At 68.8% G+C, this 20,946-nt stretch carries 21 protein-coding genes; 13 read left to right on the top strand and 8 right to left on the bottom strand.

Going from position 1 to position 20,946, the window contains the following annotated elements; genetic code table 11:
* The 9 genes from AC4OR5_RS11050 to AC4OR5_RS11010 all read left to right on the top strand — a co-directional run.
* The coding region (locus AC4OR5_RS11050; RefSeq protein WP_153019658.1) for an aldehyde dehydrogenase family protein at positions 1-140 on the top strand (140 nt) is incomplete at its 5' end.
* Between the two features lie 357 nt (positions 141-497).
* Positions 498-569 carry a pyrroloquinoline quinone precursor peptide PqqA gene (gene pqqA, locus AC4OR5_RS11045; protein WP_003106462.1) on the top strand — a complete coding sequence of 24 codons (72 nt, stop codon included), beginning with the start codon at positions 498-500 and terminating at the stop codon, positions 567-569.
* A 52-nt stretch (positions 570-621) separates the two neighbouring features.
* The gene (gene pqqB, locus AC4OR5_RS11040) at positions 622-1,536 is read left to right on the top strand and encodes a pyrroloquinoline quinone biosynthesis protein PqqB (protein ID WP_003113495.1); all 915 of its coding nucleotides are present in this window, start codon (positions 622-624) and stop codon (positions 1,534-1,536) included.
* Between the two features lie 9 nt (positions 1,537-1,545).
* Positions 1,546-2,298: a pyrroloquinoline-quinone synthase PqqC gene (pqqC, locus tag AC4OR5_RS11035; RefSeq protein WP_003111679.1), complete on the top strand. Its 753-nt coding sequence runs from the start codon at positions 1,546-1,548 to the stop codon at positions 2,296-2,298.
* Positions 2,295-2,573 (top strand): pyrroloquinoline quinone biosynthesis peptide chaperone PqqD, encoded by a 279-nt coding sequence (gene pqqD / locus AC4OR5_RS11030; protein ID WP_003088542.1) that lies wholly within the window; start codon positions 2,295-2,297, stop codon positions 2,571-2,573. Before pqqC ends, pqqD begins: the two co-directional genes overlap by 4 nt.
* Positions 2,545-3,690 carry a pyrroloquinoline quinone biosynthesis protein PqqE gene (gene pqqE, locus AC4OR5_RS11025; RefSeq protein ID WP_003119136.1) on the top strand — a complete coding sequence of 382 codons (1,146 nt, stop codon included), beginning with the start codon at positions 2,545-2,547 and terminating at the stop codon, positions 3,688-3,690. The genes pqqD and pqqE overlap by 29 nt, the downstream gene beginning before the upstream one ends.
* Before the next feature lie 4 nt (positions 3,691-3,694).
* Positions 3,695-5,521 (top strand): alpha/beta hydrolase family protein, encoded by a 1,827-nt coding sequence (locus AC4OR5_RS11020; protein ID WP_058160377.1) that lies wholly within the window; start codon positions 3,695-3,697, stop codon positions 5,519-5,521.
* Between the two features lie 85 nt (positions 5,522-5,606).
* Positions 5,607-6,770: an alcohol dehydrogenase-like regulatory protein ErcA gene (ercA, locus tag AC4OR5_RS11015; RefSeq protein ID WP_058160378.1), complete on the top strand. Its 1,164-nt coding sequence runs from the start codon at positions 5,607-5,609 to the stop codon at positions 6,768-6,770.
* Positions 6,754-8,445 carry a hybrid sensor histidine kinase/response regulator gene (locus AC4OR5_RS11010; protein ID WP_003144366.1) on the top strand — a complete coding sequence of 564 codons (1,692 nt, stop codon included), beginning with the start codon at positions 6,754-6,756 and terminating at the stop codon, positions 8,443-8,445. Before ercA ends, AC4OR5_RS11010 begins: the two co-directional genes overlap by 17 nt.
* Positions 8,446-8,477: 32 nt before the next feature.
* Here AC4OR5_RS11010 and AC4OR5_RS11005 read toward each other — a convergent pair whose 3' ends face one another.
* The 6 genes from AC4OR5_RS11005 to AC4OR5_RS10980 all read right to left on the bottom strand — a co-directional run bounded on the left by AC4OR5_RS11005 (position 8,478) and on the right by AC4OR5_RS10980 (position 14,025).
* Positions 8,478-9,686, bottom strand: coding sequence for an MFS transporter (locus AC4OR5_RS11005; protein WP_058160379.1), 1,209 nt, complete (start codon positions 9,684-9,686; stop codon positions 8,478-8,480).
* A 124-nt stretch (positions 9,687-9,810) separates the two neighbouring features.
* Entirely contained in the window at positions 9,811-10,374 is a 564-nt protein-coding gene (locus AC4OR5_RS11000) for a putative glycolipid-binding domain-containing protein (RefSeq protein ID WP_058160380.1), read from the bottom strand.
* Positions 10,371-10,727 (bottom strand): MmcQ/YjbR family DNA-binding protein, encoded by a 357-nt coding sequence (locus tag AC4OR5_RS10995; protein ID WP_003111913.1) that lies wholly within the window; start codon positions 10,725-10,727, stop codon positions 10,371-10,373. Before AC4OR5_RS10995 ends, AC4OR5_RS11000 begins: the two co-directional genes overlap by 4 nt.
* An 18-nt stretch (positions 10,728-10,745) precedes the next feature.
* A complete protein-coding gene (locus AC4OR5_RS10990; RefSeq protein WP_023119210.1) occupies positions 10,746-11,024 on the bottom strand; it encodes a peptidylprolyl isomerase in 279 nt (92 codons plus the stop codon).
* 57 nt (positions 11,025-11,081) lie between these two features.
* On the bottom strand, positions 11,082-13,037 hold the full coding sequence (locus tag AC4OR5_RS10985) for an acetoacetate--CoA ligase (RefSeq protein ID WP_058160381.1): 1,956 nt from the start codon (positions 13,035-13,037) through the stop codon (positions 11,082-11,084).
* Between the two features lie 67 nt (positions 13,038-13,104).
* Positions 13,105-14,025: a LysR family transcriptional regulator gene (locus tag AC4OR5_RS10980; RefSeq protein ID WP_058160382.1), complete on the bottom strand. Its 921-nt coding sequence runs from the start codon at positions 14,023-14,025 to the stop codon at positions 13,105-13,107.
* Between the two features lie 131 nt (positions 14,026-14,156).
* On the opposite strand from AC4OR5_RS10980, the gene AC4OR5_RS10975 reads away from it, so the two are divergent.
* The 4 genes from AC4OR5_RS10975 to AC4OR5_RS10960 all read left to right on the top strand — a co-directional run bounded on the left by AC4OR5_RS10975 (position 14,157) and on the right by AC4OR5_RS10960 (position 18,514).
* The gene (locus AC4OR5_RS10975; RefSeq protein ID WP_003088566.1) at positions 14,157-14,855 is read left to right on the top strand and encodes a CoA transferase subunit A; all 699 of its coding nucleotides are present in this window, start codon (positions 14,157-14,159) and stop codon (positions 14,853-14,855) included.
* A gap of 34 nt (positions 14,856-14,889) precedes the next feature.
* Complete coding sequence (locus AC4OR5_RS10970) at positions 14,890-15,546, top strand: CoA transferase subunit B (protein ID WP_003088567.1); 657 nt, start codon at positions 14,890-14,892, stop codon at positions 15,544-15,546.
* 149 nt (positions 15,547-15,695) lie between these two features.
* Complete coding sequence (locus AC4OR5_RS10965; protein WP_009315619.1) at positions 15,696-16,877, top strand: acetyl-CoA C-acetyltransferase; 1,182 nt, start codon at positions 15,696-15,698, stop codon at positions 16,875-16,877.
* A 212-nt stretch (positions 16,878-17,089) separates the two neighbouring features.
* Positions 17,090-18,514: a short-chain fatty acid transporter gene (locus tag AC4OR5_RS10960; RefSeq protein WP_031694029.1), complete on the top strand. Its 1,425-nt coding sequence runs from the start codon at positions 17,090-17,092 to the stop codon at positions 18,512-18,514.
* A 190-nt stretch (positions 18,515-18,704) separates the two neighbouring features.
* On the opposite strand, the gene bdhA is transcribed toward AC4OR5_RS10960, so the two are convergent.
* Both bdhA and AC4OR5_RS10950 read right to left on the bottom strand, forming a co-directional pair.
* Entirely contained in the window at positions 18,705-19,475 is a 771-nt protein-coding gene (gene bdhA, locus AC4OR5_RS10955) for a 3-hydroxybutyrate dehydrogenase (protein WP_003100413.1), read from the bottom strand.
* 33 nt (positions 19,476-19,508) lie between these two features.
* Positions 19,509-20,900, bottom strand: coding sequence for a GntP family permease (locus tag AC4OR5_RS10950; protein ID WP_023108062.1), 1,392 nt, complete (start codon positions 20,898-20,900; stop codon positions 19,509-19,511).
* Between the last annotated feature and the right edge of the window lie 46 nt (positions 20,901-20,946).

The following is a 20,946-nucleotide window of genomic DNA, read 5'->3' as shown; positions in this document are numbered from 1 at the left end:
TGTACCCGGCCCACGCCGCGTTCGGCGGCTACAAGAAGTCCGGCGTCGGTCGCGAGACGCACAAGATGATGCTCGACCACTACCAGCAGACCAAGAACCTGCTGGTGAGCTACGACATCGACCCGCTGGGCTTCTTCTGAGCGGTCCTCAGCCGCCGCGGATCGCTCCGACCCGCGGCCTTTCCGCCAAGGCACCTGCGGGTGCGCTCGTCGCGCGTCCCGACGCGGCTTTCCCCATGGCGGGTTCTGGCGCGACGCGGCCCTGGCCGCGTCTTTTTTTTCGCCTCGCCGCCGCCCCGGCATGGACTAGGCTTCTGCCCTGCACCAGGGCGAACCAGGGGGGCGCAACGGCGATCTCCCGGCGAACCTTGGGCGGAACAGGCAGTCCCTACCAAATCAGGGGGAAAACTCCTTCGAAAGTCTCATTCGGAGCGAGCCCCGCTGATGTTTAACTCGACCTGCCGGAATCGCCCGGCCCCACCAGAGAGGATCGACCCCATGTGGACCAAGCCCAGCTTCACCGACCTGCGTCTCGGTTTCGAAGTGACCCTCTACTTCGCCAACCGCTGATCCGTTCGGCCCCGGTCTTCCGGGGCCTCCCTCCAGCCCGCGGGGCAGACCCATGCACATCCGTATTCTCGGTTCGGCCGCCGGCGGCGGCTTCCCCCAGTGGAACTGCAACTGCCGCAACTGTCGCGGGGTCCGCGACGGCAGCGTAGCGGCCCAGCCACGCACGCAATCCTCCATCGCCCTGTCCGACGACGGCGAGCGCTGGATCCTCTGCAACGCCTCGCCCGACATCCGTGCCCAGATCGCCGCCTTCCCGGCCTTGCAGCCGGCGCGTCGGCCGCGCGATACGGCGATCGGCGCGATCGTCCTGCTCGACAGCCAGATCGACCACACCACCGGCCTGCTCAGCCTGCGCGAAGGCTGCCCGCACGAAGTCTGGTGCACGCAGATGGTCCACCAGGACCTCAGCGAAGGCTTCCCGCTGTTCCCCATGCTTTCCCACTGGAACGGCGGCCTGCGCCACCGGCCGATCGCCCTCGATGGCGAGCCTTTCGCCATCCCGGCCTGTCCGCGCCTGCGCTTCACCGCGATCCCCCTGCGCAGTAGCGCGCCGCCGTATTCCCCGCATCGCGGCGATCCGCATCCGGGCGACAACATCGGCCTGTTCGTCGAGGACCTCGATAGCGCCGGTGCGCTGTTCTATGCACCGGGCCTCGGCGAGGTGGACGAGGCGCTGCTCGAATGGATGCGCCGCGCCGACTGCCTGCTGGTGGACGGTACGCTCTGGCGCGACGACGAGATGCTGGTCTGCGAGGTCGGCGACAAGCTCGGCCGGCAGATGGGGCACCTGGCGCAGAGCGGGCCGGGCGGCATGCTCGAGGTGCTGGCGAAGGTGCCGGCCGCGCGCAAGGTACTCATCCACATCAACAACACCAATCCCATCCTCGACACCGCTTCGGCCGAACGCGCCGAGCTGGATGCCAGTGGCATCGAAGTGGCCTGGGATGGCATGCACATCCAGCTGTAGGGGGCCAACATGAGCCGTGCCGCCATGGATCGCGCCGAATTCGAACGGGCGCTGCGCGACAAGGGACGCTACTACCATATCCACCATCCGTTCCATGTCGCGATGTACGAGGGCCGTGCCAGTCGCGAACAGATCCAGGGCTGGGTGGCGAACCGTTTCTACTACCAGGTCAACATCCCGCTGAAGGACGCGGCGATCCTGGCCAACTGTCCCGACCGCGAGGTCCGCCGCGAGTGGATCCAGCGTATCCTCGACCACGACGGCGCCCCCGGCGAGGCGGGCGGCATCGAGGCCTGGCTGCGTCTGGCGGAAGCGGTGGGCCTGGAGCGCGAGCAGGTGCTGTCCGAGGAGCGGGTGCTGCCCGGCGTGCGCTTCGCCGTCGACGCCTACGTCAACTTCGCCCGTCGCGCCAGTTGGCAGGAGGCGGCGAGCAGTTCGCTGACCGAACTCTTCGCCCCGCAGATCCACCAGTCGCGGCTGGACAGCTGGCCGCGCCACTATCCGTGGATCGAGGCGGCCGGCTACGAGTATTTCCGCAGTCGCCTGGCCCAGGCCCGGCGCGACGTCGAGCACGGCCTGCGGATCACCCTGGAGCACTATCGGACCCGCGAGGCACAGGAACGCATGCTGGATATCCTGCAATTCAAGCTGGACGTGTTGTGGAGCATGCTCGACGCGATGAGCATGGCCTACGAACTCGAACGCCCGCCGTACCACACGGTGACCCGCGAGCGGGTCTGGCATCGGGGGCTGGCATCATGAGCCTGCCGTCGCTCGACAGCGTGCCGATGCTGCGCCGGGGCTTCCGCTTCCAGTTCGAACCGGCCCAGGACTGCCATGTGCTGCTCTACCCCGAAGGCATGGTCAAGCTCAACGACAGCGCCGGGGAAATCCTCAAGCTGGTCGATGGCCGCCGCGACGTGGCGGCCATCGTCGCGGCGCTGCGCGAGCGTTTCCCCGAAGTCCCCGGCATAGACGAAGACATCCTGGCGTTCCTCGAGGTGGCCCATGCGCAATTCTGGATCGAGCTGCAGTGAAAGCGTGGGGCCGCCGCTCTGGCTGCTGGCCGAGCTGACCTATCGCTGTCCGTTGCAGTGCCCGTACTGCTCGAACCCGCTGGAATTCGCCCGCGAGGGCGCCGAGCTGAGTACCGCGGAATGGATCGAGGTGTTCCGCCAGGCTCGCGAGCTGGGCGCCGCACAGCTCGGTTTCTCCGGCGGCGAGCCGCTGCTGCGCCAGGACCTCGCCGAACTGATCGAGGCAGGGCGCGGCCTGGGCTTCTACACCAACCTGATCACCTCCGGCATCGGCCTCGACGAGGCACGCCTGGCGCGCTTCGCCGAGGCCGGGCTGGACCACGTGCAGATCAGCTTCCAGGCCGCTGACGAAGAAGTGAACAACCTGCTCGCCGGCTCACGCAAGGCCTTCGCCCAGAAACTGGCGATGGCCCGCGCGGTGAAGGCGCACGGCTATCCGATGGTGCTCAACTTCGTCACCCACCGGCACAACATCGACAACATCGAGCGGATCATCCAGCTGTGCATCGAGCTGGAAGCCGATTACGTCGAACTCGCCACTTGCCAGTTCTACGGCTGGGCCGCGCTGAACCGTGCCGGGCTGCTGCCGACCCGCGCCCAACTGGAGCGCGCCGAGCGGATCACCGCCGAATACCGCCAGCGGCTGGCCGCCGAAGGCAACCCGTGCAAGCTGATCTTCGTCACCCCCGACTACTACGAGGAACGGCCGAAGGCCTGCATGGGCGGCTGGGCCAGCGTATTCCTCGACATCACCCCCGACGGCACCGCGCTGCCGTGTCACAGCGCGCGGCAATTGCCGGTGCAGTTTCCCAACGTGCGCGAGCACAGCCTGCGCCACATCTGGTACGAATCGTTCGGCTTCAACCGTTACCGCGGCGACGCCTGGATGCCCGAACCCTGCCGTTCCTGCGAGGAGAAGGAGAGGGACCACGGCGGCTGCCGCTGCCAGGCGTTCCTCCTCACCGGCGATGCCGACGCCACCGACCCGGTCTGCGCCAAGTCGGCACGGCACGACCTGATCCTCGCGGCCCGTCGCCAGGCCGAGGAGGCGCCGCTTGGCCTGGACGCGCTGACCTGGCGCAACCAGCGCGCGTCACGCCTGATCTGCAAGGCCTGAGGCAATGGTCGACTACGGCGACTGGCCGAGCGACTGGAGCGCCGAGCGCGCGGTAGCCGCCGGGCGCGATTTCAGCGAGCTGAAGGCGGCCCATGGCGGGCTGGCCTGGGTGGAATTCGATCCGGCCAGCGCGCGCTCGCGCCTGTACCTGTGGCGCGACGGCGTGCTGGAGGAGCCCACCGCGCCGGACGGCTCGGTGCGCAGCCGGGTCTACGAGTACGGCGGCGGCGCCTGCTGCGTGACGCTCGACGGGCTGGCCTGGGTCGACGAAACCGACCAGCAGGTACGCCGCTGGCGAGCGGGCCGCGCAGCCCAAGTGCTGGGCGGCGGGGCGCAGTGTCGCTACGGCGACCTGGCCTACGTCGATGCCTGGGATGCCCTGCTGGCGGTGGAAGAGAGCCATGGGCCGACCGGGGTCGTGCATCGCATCGTGCGCCTGGACGCCGATGGCGCGCGCCGGGTGCTGGTCGAGGGCGCCGATTTCTACGCCGCGCCGCGTGCCGCCGGCCAGGGGCGGCGGCTGGCCTGGATCGAATGGGACCGTCCGCACCAGCCCTGGACCGAGACCCGCCTGGGCCTGGCGGAGAATGGGCGTACGCGCTGCCTGGCCGGAGCCGGAGGCGGCGAGTCGATCCAGCAACCACGCTTCGATCCCGCCGGCCGCCTTCACTGGCTGAGCGACCGTGACGGCTGGTGGCGTCCCTGCGCCGAGGTCGCGTTGGCCGGTCGCTTCGCCGATGCCGACCACGCTGGCGCGCCCTGGCAACTGGGCGCTTGCAGCTACCTGCCGCTGGGAGAGGGAAGGCTGCTGCTCAGTCGCGTCGAGGCCGGCGGCGGGCAACTGTTCCTGCGCGAAGCGGACGGCAGCGAGCGGCGCCTGGCCGCGGACTGGAACCGGTTCGCCGGACTGGCCGCGGACGCCCGGGCGTTCTACTGCATCGCGGCGGCGGCCGGATGCCTGCCGGCGCTTCTGGCGATCCACCGCGACGACCTGCGCGTCGAGGTGCTGCGTGGCGGCGAGCGACCGCTGGCGGAGGATGACCTGTCGCATCCGCAGGCCTTCGTCTATGGGCTGGGCAACGGCGAAAACGGCCACGGTTTCTTCTATCCGCCGCGCAATGCCCGCCGCCGCGTCGATCCCCGACGACCAGCGCCGCTGCTGGTGTGGCTGCATGGCGGACCGACCTCGATGCATTCGCCGGCGTTCGATGCCGGCCTGCAATTCTGGACCCAGCGCGGTTTCGCCGTGGCGGCGCTGAACTACCGGGGCAGCAGCGGCTACGGCCGCGCCTATCGGCAGCGCTTGCGCGGCCAGTGGGGGCGCCTGGAGTTGCGCGATATCGAGGCCGCGCTGGCGCAGTTGGACGCGGAGGGATGGATCGACCGCGCCCGGGTCTTCGTCCGTGGCGCCAGCGCCGGAGGCTACAGCGCGCTGCGCGCCCTGGCTTGCCTCGATGGCCTGCGCGGCGGCGCCAGTCTCTATGGGGTCAGCGATCCGTTGGCACTGGCGCGTTGCACCCACAAGTTCGAGGGCGACTACCTCGACTGGCTGATCGGCGACCCGCTGCGCCAGCGCCGTCGCTACCTGGCGCGCAGTCCGGTGCTGCAGGCCGGGCGCATCCGCGCGCCGGTGGTGTTCTTCCAGGGCGGGCTCGACGCGGTGGTGGTGCCGGAGCAGACCGAGACGATGGTCGCCGGCCTGCGGCGCAGCGGCGTGCGCGTGGAGTGCCACCGCTATCCGCAGGAACGCCACGGTTTCCGCCAGCCGGCCAATCGCGCCCATGCGCTGCTGGCGGAATGGCGCTTCTACCTGGGCCTGCTGGAGGATTGAAAGGGCCGCCAAGGTCGCATTGCAATAACCGACGAATGCAGTAGGCTGCCGGCAATGTCCGATAACAATAAGAATGGTCTGTCAGATGAGCCACGACCTCAGCCAACTGCGTAAATTCGTCTCGCCCGAGATCATCTTCGGCGCCGGCTGCCGGCACAGCGTTGCCAACTACGTGAAGACCTTCGGTGCGCGCAAGGTCCTGCTGGTCTCCGACCCCGGCGTGCTCGCCGCCGGCTGGGTCGCCGATATCCAGGCGAGCCTGGCGGGGCAGGGCATCGACTACTGCCTGTATACCGACGTTTCGCCCAACCCCCGGGTCGACGAGGTGATGCTCGGCGCCGAGTTCTATCGCAGCGAGGGCTGCAACGTGATCGTCGCGGTGGGCGGCGGCAGCCCGATGGATTGCGCCAAGGGCATCGGCATCGTCGCCGCCCATGGCCGTAGCATCCTCGAGTTCGAAGGCGTCGACCGGCTGCGGATGCCGAGTCCGCCGCTGATCCTGATCCCGACCACCGCCGGGACTTCGGCGGACGTCTCGCAGTTCGTGATCATTTCCAACCAGGACGAGCGCATGAAGTTCTCCGTGGTGAGCAAGGCGGTGGTGCCCGACGTCTCGCTGATCGACCCGGAAACCACGCTGACCATGGATCCCTTCCTTTCCGCCTGTACCGGCATCGATGCGCTGGTACACGCCATCGAGGCGTTCGTCTCCACCGGCCACGGGCCGCTGACCGATCCCCACGCGCTGGAAGCGATGCGCCTGATCAATGGCAACCTGGTGCAGATGATCGCCAATCCCGGCGACATCGCCCTGCGCGAGAAGATCATGCTCGGGAGCATGCAGGCCGGGCTGGCCTTCTCCAACGCCATCCTCGGCGCGGTGCATGCCATGTCGCACAGCCTCGGCGGTTATCTCGACCTGCCCCACGGCCTGTGCAACGCGGCGCTGGTCGAACACGTGGTGGCGTTCAACTACAGCGCCGCGCCGGAGCGCTTCAAGGTGATCGCCGAGACCTTCGGCATCGATTGCCGCGGCCTGACCCAGGGGCAGGTCCGCCAGCGCCTGGTGGACCACCTGATCGCCTTCAAGCACGCCGTGGGTTTCCACGAGAGCCTCGCCCTGCACGGGGTCGGCAGCTCCGACATTCCCTTCCTCTCGCGCCACGCGATGCAGGACCCGTGCATCCTCACCAACCCGCGCGAGTCGAGCCAGCGCGATGTCGAGGTGGTCTATGGCGAGGCCCTCTGAGCAGCAGGAGGCCCTGGCCGGGTTGCTCGGCCTGGGCAGCCACTCCGCGCGCAAGAGCCACTACCCGGAGCTGCTGGCGCGCCTGGAGGAGCTGGAGGCCGAGCGCAATCGCTACAAGTGGCTGTTCGAGCACGCGGTGCACGGCATCTTCCAGGCCAGCCTCGGCCAGGGGCTGCGCGCTGCCAATCCGGCGCTGGCGCAGATGCTCGGCTACGACGATCCGCAACAGGTGCTCTGGTCGCTGGAGGACATGGCCGGGCAACTGTTCGTCGGCGGCGAGGCCGAGATGCGGCGGATCCGCGCGCTGCTGCGCGAGCGCGGCGGCCTGTTCGGCTACGAGACGCGCCTCTGGCGCAGGGACGGCAGTCACATCGAGGTATTGATGAACCTGCTGCTCAGGCACGACGAGGAAGAGTTGGTCGAAGGTTTCGTCGCCGACATCACCGAAAGGGTCCAGGCCCAGCAGCGCCTGCAGACCATGAACGAGGAACTGGAGCGGCGGGTAGCCGAGCGCACCCACGAGCTGGAAGAACTCAACCGCCAGTTGCGCCAGGCGCGCGACGCCGCCGAAGCCGCCAACCACAGCAAGGACAAGTACCTCGCCGCCGCCAGCCACGACCTGCTGCAACCGCTCAACGCGGCGCGGCTGCTGGTCGATACCCTGCGTGAGCGGGGCCTGCCGGCCGCCGAACTGCAACTGGTGGAGCGCACCCACCTGGCCCTGGAAGGGGCCGAGACCTTGCTCACCGACCTGCTGGAAATCGCCCGGCTCGACCAGAGCGCGATCCGTCCGGACCTGGACGACTATTCCCTCGACGAACTGCTCGCTCCGCTGGCCTCGGAGTTCGAGGAAGTCGCGCGTGCCGCCGGCCTGGCCCTGCGTGCGCGGATCCCACGGCTGGCGGTACGCACCGACGCGCGCCTGCTGTCGCGGATCCTGCGCAACTTGCTCAGCAACGCCTGCCGCTACACCGAGCGCGGCAGCGTGCTGCTGGGCGCGCGCCGGCGTGGCGGCAAGGTACGCCTGGAGGTATGGGACACTGGCCGGGGCATCCCCGCCGACCAGTTGCAGGCGATCTTCCTCGAGTTCAACCAACTGGACGCCGGGCGCGCTTCCGAGCGCCGTGGCGTCGGGCTCGGGTTGGCCATCGTCGACCGTATCGCCGGCATCCTCGGCTACCGCATCGAGGTGCATTCGACTCCCGGCCGAGGCTCGCTGTTCGCCATCGAGGTGCCGCTGGTCCGCAAGCCGGCGCGGCCAGCACCCGGCGAGGCGATTGCGCGGGTTTCGGCCGGCGATCCGCTGCCGGGACGGCGGCTGCTGGTAGTGGACAACGAGACCGAGATTCTCTTCAGCATGTCCGCGCTGCTCGGCCAGTGGGGCTGCGAGGTGCTTACCGCCACCGACCTGGAAGGCGCGCGCAAGGCGCTCGATGGCCGCGCGCCGGATGCGATCCTGGTCGACTACCACCTGGACCACGGCGCTACCGGTTGCCAGTTGCTGGGCGCCTTGCGCGAGGACTACGGCGCGGAGATCGCCGCGGTGATGATCACCGCCGACCGCAGCGACGATTGCCGCCGCGCGCTGGCCCGCCTGGGCGTGCCGCTGCTCAACAAGCCGCTGAAGCCCGGCAAGTTGCGCGCGGCCCTGAGCGCCTTGCTCGGCGAGCTCTAGAACGCGTACCGCCGCCTGGGACGGTGCACGCCCTAGACGGGCCGGCGGCTGCGCCGGTGCAGTGCGACGGCCAGGGCCAGCCCGCCGAGCGAGGCCAGGCAGGCGAAGAGGAACATCGAGCGGAAGCCGAACAGGTTGGCGACGAAGCCCACCAGCGGCCCGGTGATGCCCAGCGACAGGTCGACGAACAGCGAGTAGGCGCCCAGCGCCGCGCCACGGTTGGAAGCCGGCACCAGGTTCACCGCTTCCACGCCGAACGCCGGGAACACCAGGGAGAAGCCGAAGCCGGTGAGCGCCGCGCCGGCCAGGCCGACCCAGGGATTCGGCGCGCTCCACAGCAACAGCAGGCCGAGGCTTTCGACGCCGAGGCAGATGATCGCCACGCGGAAGCCGCCGAGCCGGTTGATGCTATTGGCGAACAACAGCCGGGCGCCGATGAAGCAACCGCCGAAGGCGCTCAGGCAGAGCACTGCGTTGGCCCAGCCACGGCTGGCGTAGTAGAGGGTGATGAAGGTGGCGATGGTACCGAAGCCGATCGCCCCCAGCGCCAGGCCCATGCCGTGCGGGGTGACCCGGCCGAGCACATGGTGGAACGGCAGTCGCTCGCCGTGCACCAGCGGCGCCGGCAACTTCGGCCAGGCCAGGGCGAAGCCGAGCGCCCCGAGCAGGACGATGGACGCGCCCATGCTCCACAGCCCCAGCCACTGCACCAGCAGCACCCCTAGCGGCGCCCCGAGGGCGATGGCGCCGTAGCTGGCGATGCCGTTCCAGGAAATCACCTTGGCGGTGTGCGGCGCGCCGACCCGGCCGATGCCCCAGCCGATCGCCGCCGAGCCGACCAGGCTTTCCGCCGCGCCGAGTACCAGGCGGCCGACCAGCAGGCTGGCCAGGCTCAGCGCCGGCCAGCCCTGGATCGCCACCGAGAGCAGCATGAACAGCCCGCTCGCGGCGCTGCCGGCCATGCCGTAGAGCACCGCGCGCTTCGGCCCGAGGCCGTCGATGACGCGCCCGGCGTAGGGCCGGGCGAGCAGGGTGGCGAGGTACTGCACGCTGATCACCAGCCCGGCCAGCACCGAGCCGTAGCCGAGGTCGTCGTGCACGTAGCCGGGCAGCACCGCCAGCGGGATGCCGATGGTCAGGTAGCCGATGAAGGTGAACATCACCACCGAGACGATCTGCAGGGTGACGTTTTGCCGGGCGCGGTCCTGCGCCGGCGGGGTGGGGCGGATATCGACGGACATGTGGGAAACGCGGTCGCAGTGGGTTGTCGCGGTCCGCCATGATGACCGTTGCGGATGACGAATGAAAGCAGGCTAACGGATTCGCCGGGCTATCGGCGACGCGCGGTGCCCGGCGGTGGCGCGTTCAGAGACGCTGGAAGAGACCCGGGTAGTCGATCACCAGGCCCTGTTCGTCCACCAGCAGTACCGCCTTGAACGCGCTGCCTTCGAGGTTCTCGTAGAGGTAGTGGCTGGCGTCCAGGCGGGTGTAGGCCTGGCGCATGCTACGCGGCTCCAGGGCCGGGGCCTCGATGTAGAGCGCGCGGATTTCCGCGCGCTCTACATCGGCCAGGCCCAGGCGGCGGATCGGGAAGGTGTTGGTGAAGGGGCTTGGCCAGAGATCGATGTCCAGGCAACCGTCGAACGCCGGTAGCGCTTCGCCGTCGCCGTCCTGCCAGTGGCCGCGGCCATCGGCGAGCAGGTGCAGCTTGCGCACCCCGGTTTCGCTTTCGACGTGGAACACCGCCTCACGCAGATGCCAGTCGGCGTCCCAGCGCAACCGGTAGTCCAATTGGTAGGGCAGGCCGCTGCGTTCGTCCGGCGCGCGCAACTGGCTTTCCGCCTGGTCGTCCTCCAGGCGCAGGGCCTCCCAGCTGGCCGACGGCGAGCGCCACAGGCCGGCCCAGGTGTACAGACGGTCGCGACTCATGCGTCGAGTACCAGGCCGAGGCGCTGGCGCTTGGGCAGGCGCGCCACCACCAGTTGATGGGAACGGACCAGGGCCTCGCGCAACTCCGCCGCCTTCATCGGGTAGGGGCGGGCCATGACGATCCAGTGCGCGCGCGCCAGGTAGGGCGCCGGACGGATGCCGGGGCGGTCGACATAGCCGAGGAACAGCTCGCTGCCGACCTTGAAGGCCAGGCCGCCGTCCTTGTCGACGAAGTCGAGGATGGCGAACATCTTGTTGCCGGCCACCGAGAACACCCGGTTCGAACCCCACTTGAGGTCTTCCCGGGCGCCGGGCAGTTGCAGGCAGAAGGCGGCGATCTGGTCGGCGGTCATGGACGCTCCGGTGGCGGTTCAGTCGCGGAAATACACTTCCAGGAGATGGTAGCCGAACTGGCTCTTCAGCGGACCCTGGAGCACGCCCACGGGTTTCCTGAAGATGGCATTGTCGATGGACCTGACCATCTGCCCCGGGCGCACCTCGCCGAGGTCGCCGCCGCGCTTGCCGGACGGGCAGGTCGAATGCTTCTTCGCCAGCGTGGCGAAGTCCTCGCCCTTGGCCAGGCGCTGCTTCAGTTGGGCGGCCTCGGCTTCGGTCTTGACCAGGATATGGCGGGCCATGGCGATGGGCATGGGATTACCTTTTGCGGTAGCACGGAACGCGCATTCTAGCCCAGGCTCGCCGCGGCTTCAGTCGCGCAGTTCGGCGAGGTCGCGATAAAGCTCCAGCGCCTGCGGGTTGGCCAGGGCGTCGGTGTTCTTCACCGGGCGGCCGTGGATCACGTTGCGCACCGCAAGCTCGACGATCTTGCCGCTCAGGGTGCGCGGGATATCGGCGACCTGGATGATCTTCGCCGGTACGTGGCGCGGCGTGGCGTTGGCGCGGATGGTCTGGCGGATGCGTTCGCGCAGCGGCTCGTCGAGTCGCATGCCGTCGCGCAGGCGGACGAACAGCAGCACACGCACGTCGCCCTGCCAGTCCTGGCCGATGGCGATGGACTCGAGTACTTCCTCGACCTTTTCCACCTGGCGGTAGATCTCCGCGGTGCCGATGCGCACACCGCCGGGATTGAGCACCGCGTCGGAGCGGCCGTGGATGACCAGCCCGCCGCGGGCGGTTTCCTCGGCATAGTCGCCATGGGCCCAGACGCCGGGGAAGCTGGCGAAGTAGGCGTCGTGGAACCTGGCGCCATCCGGGTCGTTCCAGAAGCCCAGCGGGATCGACGGGAAATGCCGGGTGCAGACCAGCTCGCCCTTGCCGCTGGCGAGGCGGCGGCCGTCGTCGTCCCAGATTTCCACGGCCATGCCCAGCGCCTTGCATTGCAGTTCGCCGCGCCACACCGGCAGCACGGGGTTACCGATGGCGAAGCAGGAAACGATGTCGGTGCCGCCGGAGATCGACGACAGGCAGAGGTCGCTCTTCAGCTCGCGGTAGACGTAGTCGAAGCTTTCGTGGGCCAGCGGCGAACCGGTGGAGAGCAGTGTCCTCAGGCTGTCCAGGCGGTGGCTGTGGCGCGGGCGCACGCCGGCCTTCTCGAGCGCCGCCAGGTACTTGGCGCTGGCGCCGAACACGGCGATGTCCTCGGCGTCGACGAGGTCCAGCAGGCGCTCGGGGCCGGGGTGGAACGGCGATCCGTCGTAGAGCACCAGGCTGGCGCCCACCGCCAGGCCGGAGGCCAGCCAGTTCCACATCATCCAGCCGCAGGTGGTGTAGTAGAACAGCCGGTCGCCGTCGCCCAGGTCGGTGTGCAGGCCGTGCTCCTTGAGATGTTGCAGGAGCACGCCGCCGGTGGCATGGACGATGCACTTGGGGACCCCGGTGGTGCCCGACGAATAGAGGATGTACAGCGGCTGCTCGAAGGGCACCGGGGTGAAGACCGGCTCGCCCTCGGCCTGGTAGAACCCGTCCCACAGCGCGACCCGCGCCTGGCAGCGGTAGTCCTGCGGCTGCGCCTGCGGACGGTCGTAGGGCACCACCAGCAGTTGCTCCAGGCCGGGCAGGCCGGCGAGCACCTCGTTGAGCTTGGCGGTCAGGTCCAGCGACTTGCCGGCGTAGCGGTAGCCGGCGCAGGCGATCAGCACCCGCGGTTCGATCTGGCCGAAGCGGTCGATCACGCCCTGGGTGCCGAAGTCCGGCGAGCAGCTCGACCAGGTGGCGCCGAGGCTGGCGGTGGCGAGCATGCCGACCACGGTCTGCCAGGTGTTCGGCATCAGCGCGGCGACCCGGTCGCCGGGGCCTATGCCCAGGGCGGCGAGGCGCTTCTGCAGGCCCGCCACGTGACGGGCCAGTTCGGCGTGGCTGAGCACCTCGCGGCGACCGTCTTCGCTCACCGCGATCAGCGCCGGGGCATCATCGCGGCGGCGCAGCAGGTGTTCGGCGAAATTCAGCGTGGCGCCGGGGAACCAGCGCGCCGAGGGCATCTGCGCGCCTTCCTCGAGGACCGCGCGCGGCGGTTGCTGGAAGCGCACCTCGAAGAAGTCGACGATGGCCTGCCAGAACGCCTCGCGCCGCTGCACGCTCCAAGCATGCAGCGCCGGGTAGTCGGCCAGGCAGAGGGCATGGCGCTGGTTGACGAAGCGCCGGAAGGCCTCCATGCGACTGGCGGCGATGCGTTCGGCGGAAGGGCTCCAGAGCGGTGCGGGCATGGCGTGTCCGTCCTTGTTGTTGTTCCGGGACATGCAGGAAGCATAACCGGACCCGCCGCTGCCTGCCTCACTCCGTGGACTGGTCCTGCGGCAGCGCCAGCGAGCGCCAGTCGGTGCCATGCAGCAGCACGTCGCTGAGGGCCTGGGCGGCGGTGGACAGCTTGTGCTCGCTCAGCCGCAGCAGGCCGACCCGTCGTTGCACCTGCGGCGCGTAGAGCGGCAGGCAGCGCGCGCCGAGTTCCTGCATCTGCTGGATGCACAGGGTCGGCACGGCGCTGACACCGAGTCCCTGGGCGACCATCCGCCCGACCGTGACCAGTTGGTGGCTCTCGAACGCCACCGGCAAGCGGCCGTGCTCGGCGGCCACGCTTTCTTCCAGGAGCAGGCGCACCGCCGAGGGACGTTGCAGGGTGATGAAGGGTTCGCCGAGCAGGTCGCGCCAACTGACCCGCTCCTGCCCGGACAGCGGCGAGCCGGCCGGCACCACGGCGACGAAGCGGTCGCTGTAGAACGGGGTGAACTCGAGGTTTTCCAGGGACTCCGGCTCGAAGGCGATGCCCAGCTCGACGCGTCGGTTGCGGACCATCTCCAGCACCTGCTCGTTGATCACGTCGTGCACCGCCACGTTGACCCGCGGGTGGCGTTCGCGAAAGGTCTTCAAGACCAGCGGCAGCAGGTTGCCGGCGAAGGAGGGCATGGCGGCGATGGAGACCTTGCCCAGTTGCAGGGTGAAGTGCTGGCGCAGCAATTCCTCGGTATTGTCCCAGTCGGCCAGCAGGCGCAGCGCCAGCGGCAGCAGGGTCTCGCCCTCGGGGGTGAGGCTGACGCTGCGGGTGGTACGTTCCAGCAGCGGACCGCCGAGGCTTTCCTCCAGGCTCTTGATCGCCAGGCTCAGGGCCGGCTGGGAGAGGTGCAGGCGTTCGCCGGCCTGGGCGAAGCTGAGGCTCTGCGCCACGGCGAGGAAGGCGCGCAACTGCTTGGCGGTCATTTATTTGTTTTTCTCATCAATGGATTGGAAAAACAAACTTAACAAATCAGTCCGCAGCGGAGAAGCTCTGTGCGACCCGGCAGTCAGACTGCCGCACGCACAATCACAAGAGCCGGAAGAGGCACAGCAGCATGAGCGGACTCGACAAGCGAGTAGGCAGTTACGAAGAGGCCCTCGAAGGCCTGACCGACGGCATGACCGTCCTCGCCGGGGGCTTCGGCCTCTGCGGGATTCCCGAGAACCTGATCGCGGAAATCCGCCGGCGCGGGGTCAGGGACCTCACGGTGGTCTCGAACAACTGCGGCGTCGACGGTTTCGGCCTCGGCGTGCTGCTGGAAGACCGGCAGATCCGCAAGATGATCGCCTCCTACGTCGGCGAGAACGCCCTGTTCGAGCAACAACTGCTCAGTGGCGAGCTGGAAGTCGAACTGACCCCGCAAGGCTCGCTGGCCGAGAAGATCCGCGCCGGCGGCGCCGGCATCCCGGCCTTCTTCACCGCCACCGGCTACGGCACCCCGGTCGCCGAGGGCAAGGAGGCGCGCGAGTTCAATGGCCGCCACTACATCCTCGAACCGGCCATCACCGGCGACTTCGCCATCGTCAAGGGCTGGAAGGCCGACCATTTCGGCAACGTCGTCTATCGCCACACCGCGCAGAACTTCAACCCGCTGGTCGCCACCGCCGGGCGCATCACGGTGGTCGAGGTGGAGGAGATCGTCGAGCCCGGCGAACTGGACCCGACGCAGATCCACACCCCCGGCATCTACGTCGACCGGATCATCCAGGGTCGCTTCGAGAAACGCATCGAGAAACGCACGCTGCGCGCCTGACGGCGGCCGCTACAACGACAAGAGGTTTCCCCAGATGGCACTTACCCGCGAACAGATGGCGCAGCGCGTGGCGCGCGAATTGAAGGACGGCTACTACGTCAACCTCGGCATCGGCATCCCGACCCTGGTGGCCAACTACGTGCCGGAGGGCATCGACGTCATGCTCCAGTCGGAGAACGGCCTGCTCGGCATGGGCGCGTTTCCCAGCGAGGCGGAAGTCGACGCCGACATGATCAACGCCGGCAAGCAGACCGTGACCGCCCGCGTCGGCGCGTCGATCTTCGACTCGGCGCAGTCCTTCGCCATGATCCGTGGCGGCCACGTCGACCTCACCGTGCTCGGTGCCTTCGAGGTGGACGTGCGCGGCAACATCGCCTCCTGGATGATCCCCGGCAAGCTGGTCAAGGGCATGGGCGGCGCCATGGACCTGGTGGCCGGCGCCGAGAACATCATCGTCACCATGACCCACGCCTCCAAGGACGGCGAGTCCAAGCTGCTGCCGTACTGCACCCTGCCGCTGACCGGTTGCGGTTGCATTCGCAAGGTGCTCACCGACCTGGCCTACCTGGAGATCGAGGACGGCGCCTTCATCCTCCGCGAGCGCGCCCCCGGGGTCAGCGTCGAGGAGATCGTGGCGAAGACCGCCGGCAAGCTGATCGTCCCCGAGCACGTGCCGGAAATGAGTTTCTGAATCGCGGCCCGCGCGGCCGGCGCCTCCACGCAAGGCGCCGGCCGCGCGGACCGTCCTTTCCAGAGGGCGTAGGATAGGAGCCTGTCGCACCGCCTACGTCCACCCGCAGCGATTCGGCCCGGCCACGGGCGAATCCAGGAGAACCATCCATGCAAGACGTCGTCATCGTCGCCGCTACCCGTACCGCCGTCGGCAGCTTCCAGGGCTCGCTGGCCGGCATTCCCGCCCCCGAGCTGGGCGCCGCGGTGATCCGCCGCCTGCTCGAACAGACCGGTCTCGATGCCGGCCAGGTCGACGAAGTGATCCTCGGCCAGGTGCTCACCGCCGGTTCCGGGCAGAATCCGGCGCGCCAGGCGGCGATCAAGGCCGGCCTGCCGGTCGGCGTGCCGGCCATGACCCTGAACAAGGTCTGCGGCTCCGGCCTCAAGGCCCTGCACCTGGGCGCCCAGGCGATTCGCTGCGGCGACGCCGAGGTGATCGTCGCCGGCGGCCAGGAGAACATGAGCCTGGCGCCCTACGTCATGCCCGGCGCCCGCACCGGCCTGCGCATGGGCCATGCGAAGCTGGTCGACAGCATGATCGAGGACGGCCTGTGGGACGCCTTCAACGACTACCACATGGGCATCACCGCCGAGAACCTGGCGGAGAAGTACGGCCTGACCCGCGAGGAGCAGGACGCCTTCGCCGCCGCTTCGCAGCAGAAGGCCATCGCCGCCATCGAGGGCGGGCGCTTCCGCGACGAGATCACGCCGATCCAGGTCCCGCAGCGCAAGGGCGAGCCGCTGAGCTTCGATACCGACGAGCAGCCGCGCGCCGGCACCACCGTCGAGGCCCTGGCCAAGCTCAAGCCGGCCTTCAGGAAGGACGGCAGCGTCACCGCCGGCAACGCCTCCAGCCTCAACGACGGCGCCGCCGCGGTATTGCTGATGAGCGCGGCCAAGGCCAAGGCCCTGGGCCTGCCGGTGCTGGCGCGGATCGCCAGCTACGCCAGCGCCGGGGTCGACCCGGCGATCATGGGCATCGGCCCGGTCTCCGCCACCCGTCGCGCGCTCGACAAGGCCGGCTGGAGCCTGGAGCAACTGGACCTGATCGAGGCCAACGAGGCCTTCGCCGCGCAGTCCCTGGCGGTGGGCCGGGAACTGGGCTGGGATGCCGCCAGGGTCAACGTCAACGGCGGCGCCATCGCCCTTGGCCACCCGATCGGCGCGTCCGGCTGCCGGGTGCTGGTGACCCTGCTGTACGAGATGATCCGTCGCGACGCGAAGAAGGGCCTCGCCACCCTGTGCATCGGCGGCGGGCAGGGCGTCGCCCTGACCCTGGCCCGCGACTGATCCATCGACCTGCCGCTCGCGGCGTGATCGCGCCATGTCCTTTCGCGGGGGCATGGCGCGCTCGTGTCCAGGGAACGAGCGGCGGACGGCCTTGACCGTCCGACCGGCCCCGTACCGTTCCGCCCCTCGGGACGGCCGGGTGCCCAGGGAGCCGTAGCACACACAGGCGGCCCCGTAGTCGCCGAATAACAATAAAACCGAGAGAATCCGCGATGACCGCTATCCTTCCCATCCAAGAAAGCCGCTCCGCGCGCTTCGCCATGCGTTGCTCGAACTGGGCCGAGCGCTGGTTTCCCGACTCCTGGGTGTTCGCCGCCCTGGCCATCCTCATCGTCAGCCTGGCCGCGCTGGCCATGGGCGCCGGACCGACCGCCACGGCGAAAGCCTTCGGCGACGGTTTCTGGAGCCTGATCCCGTTCACCATGCAGATGGCCTTCGTGGTCATCGGCGGCTATGTGGTGGCCAGTTCAGGCCCCGCCTCGCGTCTCATCGACCTGCTCGCGCGGGTGCCGAAGAATGGCCGCTCGGCGGTCTGCTGGGTGGCGCTGGTGTCGATGCTCGCCTCGCTGCTCAACTGGGGCCTCAGCCTGGTCTTCGGCGGCCTGCTGGTACGCGCCCTGGCGCGCCGCAGCGACCTGCGCATGGACTACCGCGCCGCCGGCGCCGCGGCCTACCTCGGGCTGGGCGCGGTGTGGGCGCTGGGCCTGTCGTCGTCGGCCGCGCAGTTGCAGGCCAACCCGGCCAGCCTGCCACCGTCGATCCTGGCGATCACCGGGGTGATCCCGTTCACCGAGACCATCTTCCTCTGGCAGTCCGGGGTCATGCTGCTGGCGCTGATCCTGGTCTCGCTGGTGATCGCCTACATGACCGCGCCGAGCGCCGCCAGCGCCCGCGACGCCAAGGATTGCGGGGTCGACGTGAGCTTCACGGCTCCGGCCAGGCTGGCGCCGACCCGGCCCGGCGAGTGGCTGGAGCACAGCCCGTTGCTGATCATCCTGCTGGTAGTGCTGGCCGGCGGCTGGCTAGTCCACGAGTTCTCGACCAAGCCGGCGATCCTGGCGATCTCCGGGTTGAACACCTATAACCTGCTGTTCCTGATGCTCGGCGCGTTGCTGCACTGGCGCCCGCGCAGCTTCCTCGACGCGGTGGCGCGCGCGGTGCCGACCACCACCGGGGTGCTGATCCAGTTCCCGCTGTACGGCTCGATCGCGGCGATCATGACCACGGTCAACGGCAGCGACGGCGAGACCCTGGCCCACCATATCTCGACCTTCTTCGTACAGATCGCCTCCCACGACACCTACGCGCTGCTGATGGGCGTGTACTCGGCGGTGCTGGGCTTCTTCATTCCCTCCGGCGGCGGCAAGTGGATCATCGAGGCGCCGTACGTGATGCAGGTAGCCAACGAGCTGCAATACCACCTCGGCTGGGCGGTGCAGATCTACAACGCCGCCGAAGCGCTGCCGAACCTGATCAACCCGTTCTACATGCTGCCGTTGCTCGGCGTGCTGGGGCTGAAGGCGCGCGACCTGATCGGCTTCTCGTTCGTCCAGTTGCTGGTGCATATCCCGCTGGTGCTGGTGCTGCTTTGGGCCCTGGGCAGCACCCTGGCGTACATCCCGCCGGTGATGCCGTAGCGCATCGCCACCCCCGATAACTTCCTCTCCCTTCAGGGAGAAGGTTGGGGAGAGGACAGCCGCGCCGGGAAACGAGGTATCGGCGGATAACGCCTGTGGCGTTATCCGCCCTACGCAATGGGGCGGGCGAACTCCGGATGGTTCCCTCTCCCTTCAGGGAGAGGGTCTGGGGAGAGGCTGGCCGCCCCGGCTACTGCGCCACCCAGCCGCCATCCATGTTCCAGGCCGCGCCGCGCACCTGGTCGGCGGCTTCGCTGCAAAGGAACAGCGTCAGTCCGCCGAGTTGCTCGGGGGTGACGAAGGCCAGCGAGGGTTGCTTTTCCGCCAGCAGGTCGTGTTCCGCCTGTTCGGGCGAGACGCCCTCGGCGATGCGCGCGTCGATCTGCTTCTGCACCAGCGGGGTCAGCACCCAGCCGGGGCAGATGGCGTTGCAGGTCACCGGCGTGCGCGCCGTTTCCAGCGCCACACTCTTGGTCAGGCCGAGCACGCCATGCTTGGCGGCGACGTAGGCGCTCTTCCCGGCTGAGGCGACCAGGCCGTGGGTCGAGGCGATGTTGACGATCCGCCCCCAGCCGCGCGCGAGCATGCCCGGCAGGGCCAGGCGGGTGGTATGGAACACCGAGGACAGGTTGATCGCGATGATCGCGTCCCAGCGTTCCGTGGGGAATTCCTGCACCGGCGCCACGTACTGGATGCCGGCGTTGTTGACGAGGATGTCGACGCCGCCGAAGGTCCGCTCGGCGAAGGCCATCAGTTCGCCGATCTGCTCCGGGCTGGAGAGGTCGGCCGGGTGGTGCTCTGCGCGCACGCCGCGGGCGCGGACCTGCGCCAGCGCCGCGTCGACCTCGCCGAAGCCGTTGAGGAGCAGGTCGGCGCCGGCCTCGGCCAGGCTCAGGGCGATGCCCAGGCCGATGCCGCTGGTGGAACCGGTGACCAGGGCGGTCTTGCCTTTCAGGGTCATGCTGTTTCTCCCGCTGGATGAAAAAAGGGCGGATCAGACCAGGCCGGTGGCGTAGAACAGCCCGATGACGAAGAACACCGCCAGGGTCTTGATCAGGGTAATACCGAAAATGTCCTTGTACGCCTCCCGATGGGTCAGGCCGGTGACCGCCAGGAGGGTGATCACCGCGCCGTTGTGCGGCAGGGTATCCATCCCGCCGCTGGCCATGGCGGCGACCCGGTGGAGGACTTCCAGGGGGATCTGCGCGGCGTTGGCGGCGGCGATGAAGGTATCGGACATCGCCGCCAGGGCGATGCTCATGCCGCCCGACGCGGAACCGGTGATGCCGGCCAGCAGGGTGACGGTGATCGCTTCGTTGACCAGCGGATTGGGAATGCTCTTGAGCGCGTCGGCCAGTACCAGGAAACCCGGCAGCGAGGCGATCACCGCGCCGAAGCCGTATTCCGAGGCGGTGTTCATCGCCGCCAACAGCGAGCCGGCCACCGCGCTGCGGGTGCCTTCGGCGAGGCGGCTGCGGATCGCCGCGAAGCCGCTCGCCAGCACCAGCAGGATGCCCAGCAGCAGGGCCGCCTGCACTGCCCAGATCGCGGTGAGCTTGCCGACCTCGGTCTGCAACGGCGCGGCCATGCCGGGCAGTTGCAGGGTATGGACCTGGCCGTACCATTGCGGGATCCAGTGGGTGAACAGCAGGTTGGCGACCCCGACCAGCACCAGCGGCGAGAGTGCCAGCCAGGGATTCGGCAGGCGCAGGTCATCGGCGGTCTCCGGCTCGTTGCGCAGGTCGCTGCCGTAGCCTTCGCCGTTGCGCCGCGCCTTGTTCGCCTGGCGTCGCAGGTAAAGCATGCCCACGGCGAAGACGAACAGCGCGCCGAGGGTGCCGAGCCAGGGCGCGGCCCAGGCGTGGGTGCCGAAGAAGGTCGAGGGGATGATGTTCTGGATCTGCGGGGTGCCGGGCAGCGCGTCCATGGTGAAGGAAAACGCGCCGAGGGCGATGGTCGCCGGAATCAACCGCTTGGGGATGTCGCTCTGGCGGAACATCTCCGCGGCGAACGGGTAGACCGCGAACACCACCACGAACAGCGAGACGCCGCCGTAGGTGAGCAGCGCGCAGACCAGTACGATCACCAGCATCGCCTGGCGTGTGCCGAGCAGGCGGATCGCCGCCGCGACGATGGAGCGGGAGAAGCCGGCCAGCTCGATCAGCTTGCCGAACACCGCGCCAAGCAGGAAAACCGGGAAGTAGAGCTTGATGAAACCGACCATCTTCTCCATGAACACCCCGGTGAAGGTCGGCGCGACCGCGCTGGGATCGGTGAGCAGGACGGCGCCGAGGGCGGCGAGGGGGGCGAACAGGATGACGCTGTAGCCGCGGTAGGCGGCCAGCATCAGCAGGCCCAGGGCGGCAAGGGCGATGATCACGCTCATCGGGCATATCTCCACGGCGCTGCGGGGCGCGCTCCGCATGGGGAAG

The sequence above is a fragment of the Pseudomonas sp. YA1 genome, assembly GCF_058680555.1.
The sequence above is the reverse complement of the archived record's forward strand: the minus strand, read 5'-3'. Positions and strand labels throughout refer to the sequence as shown.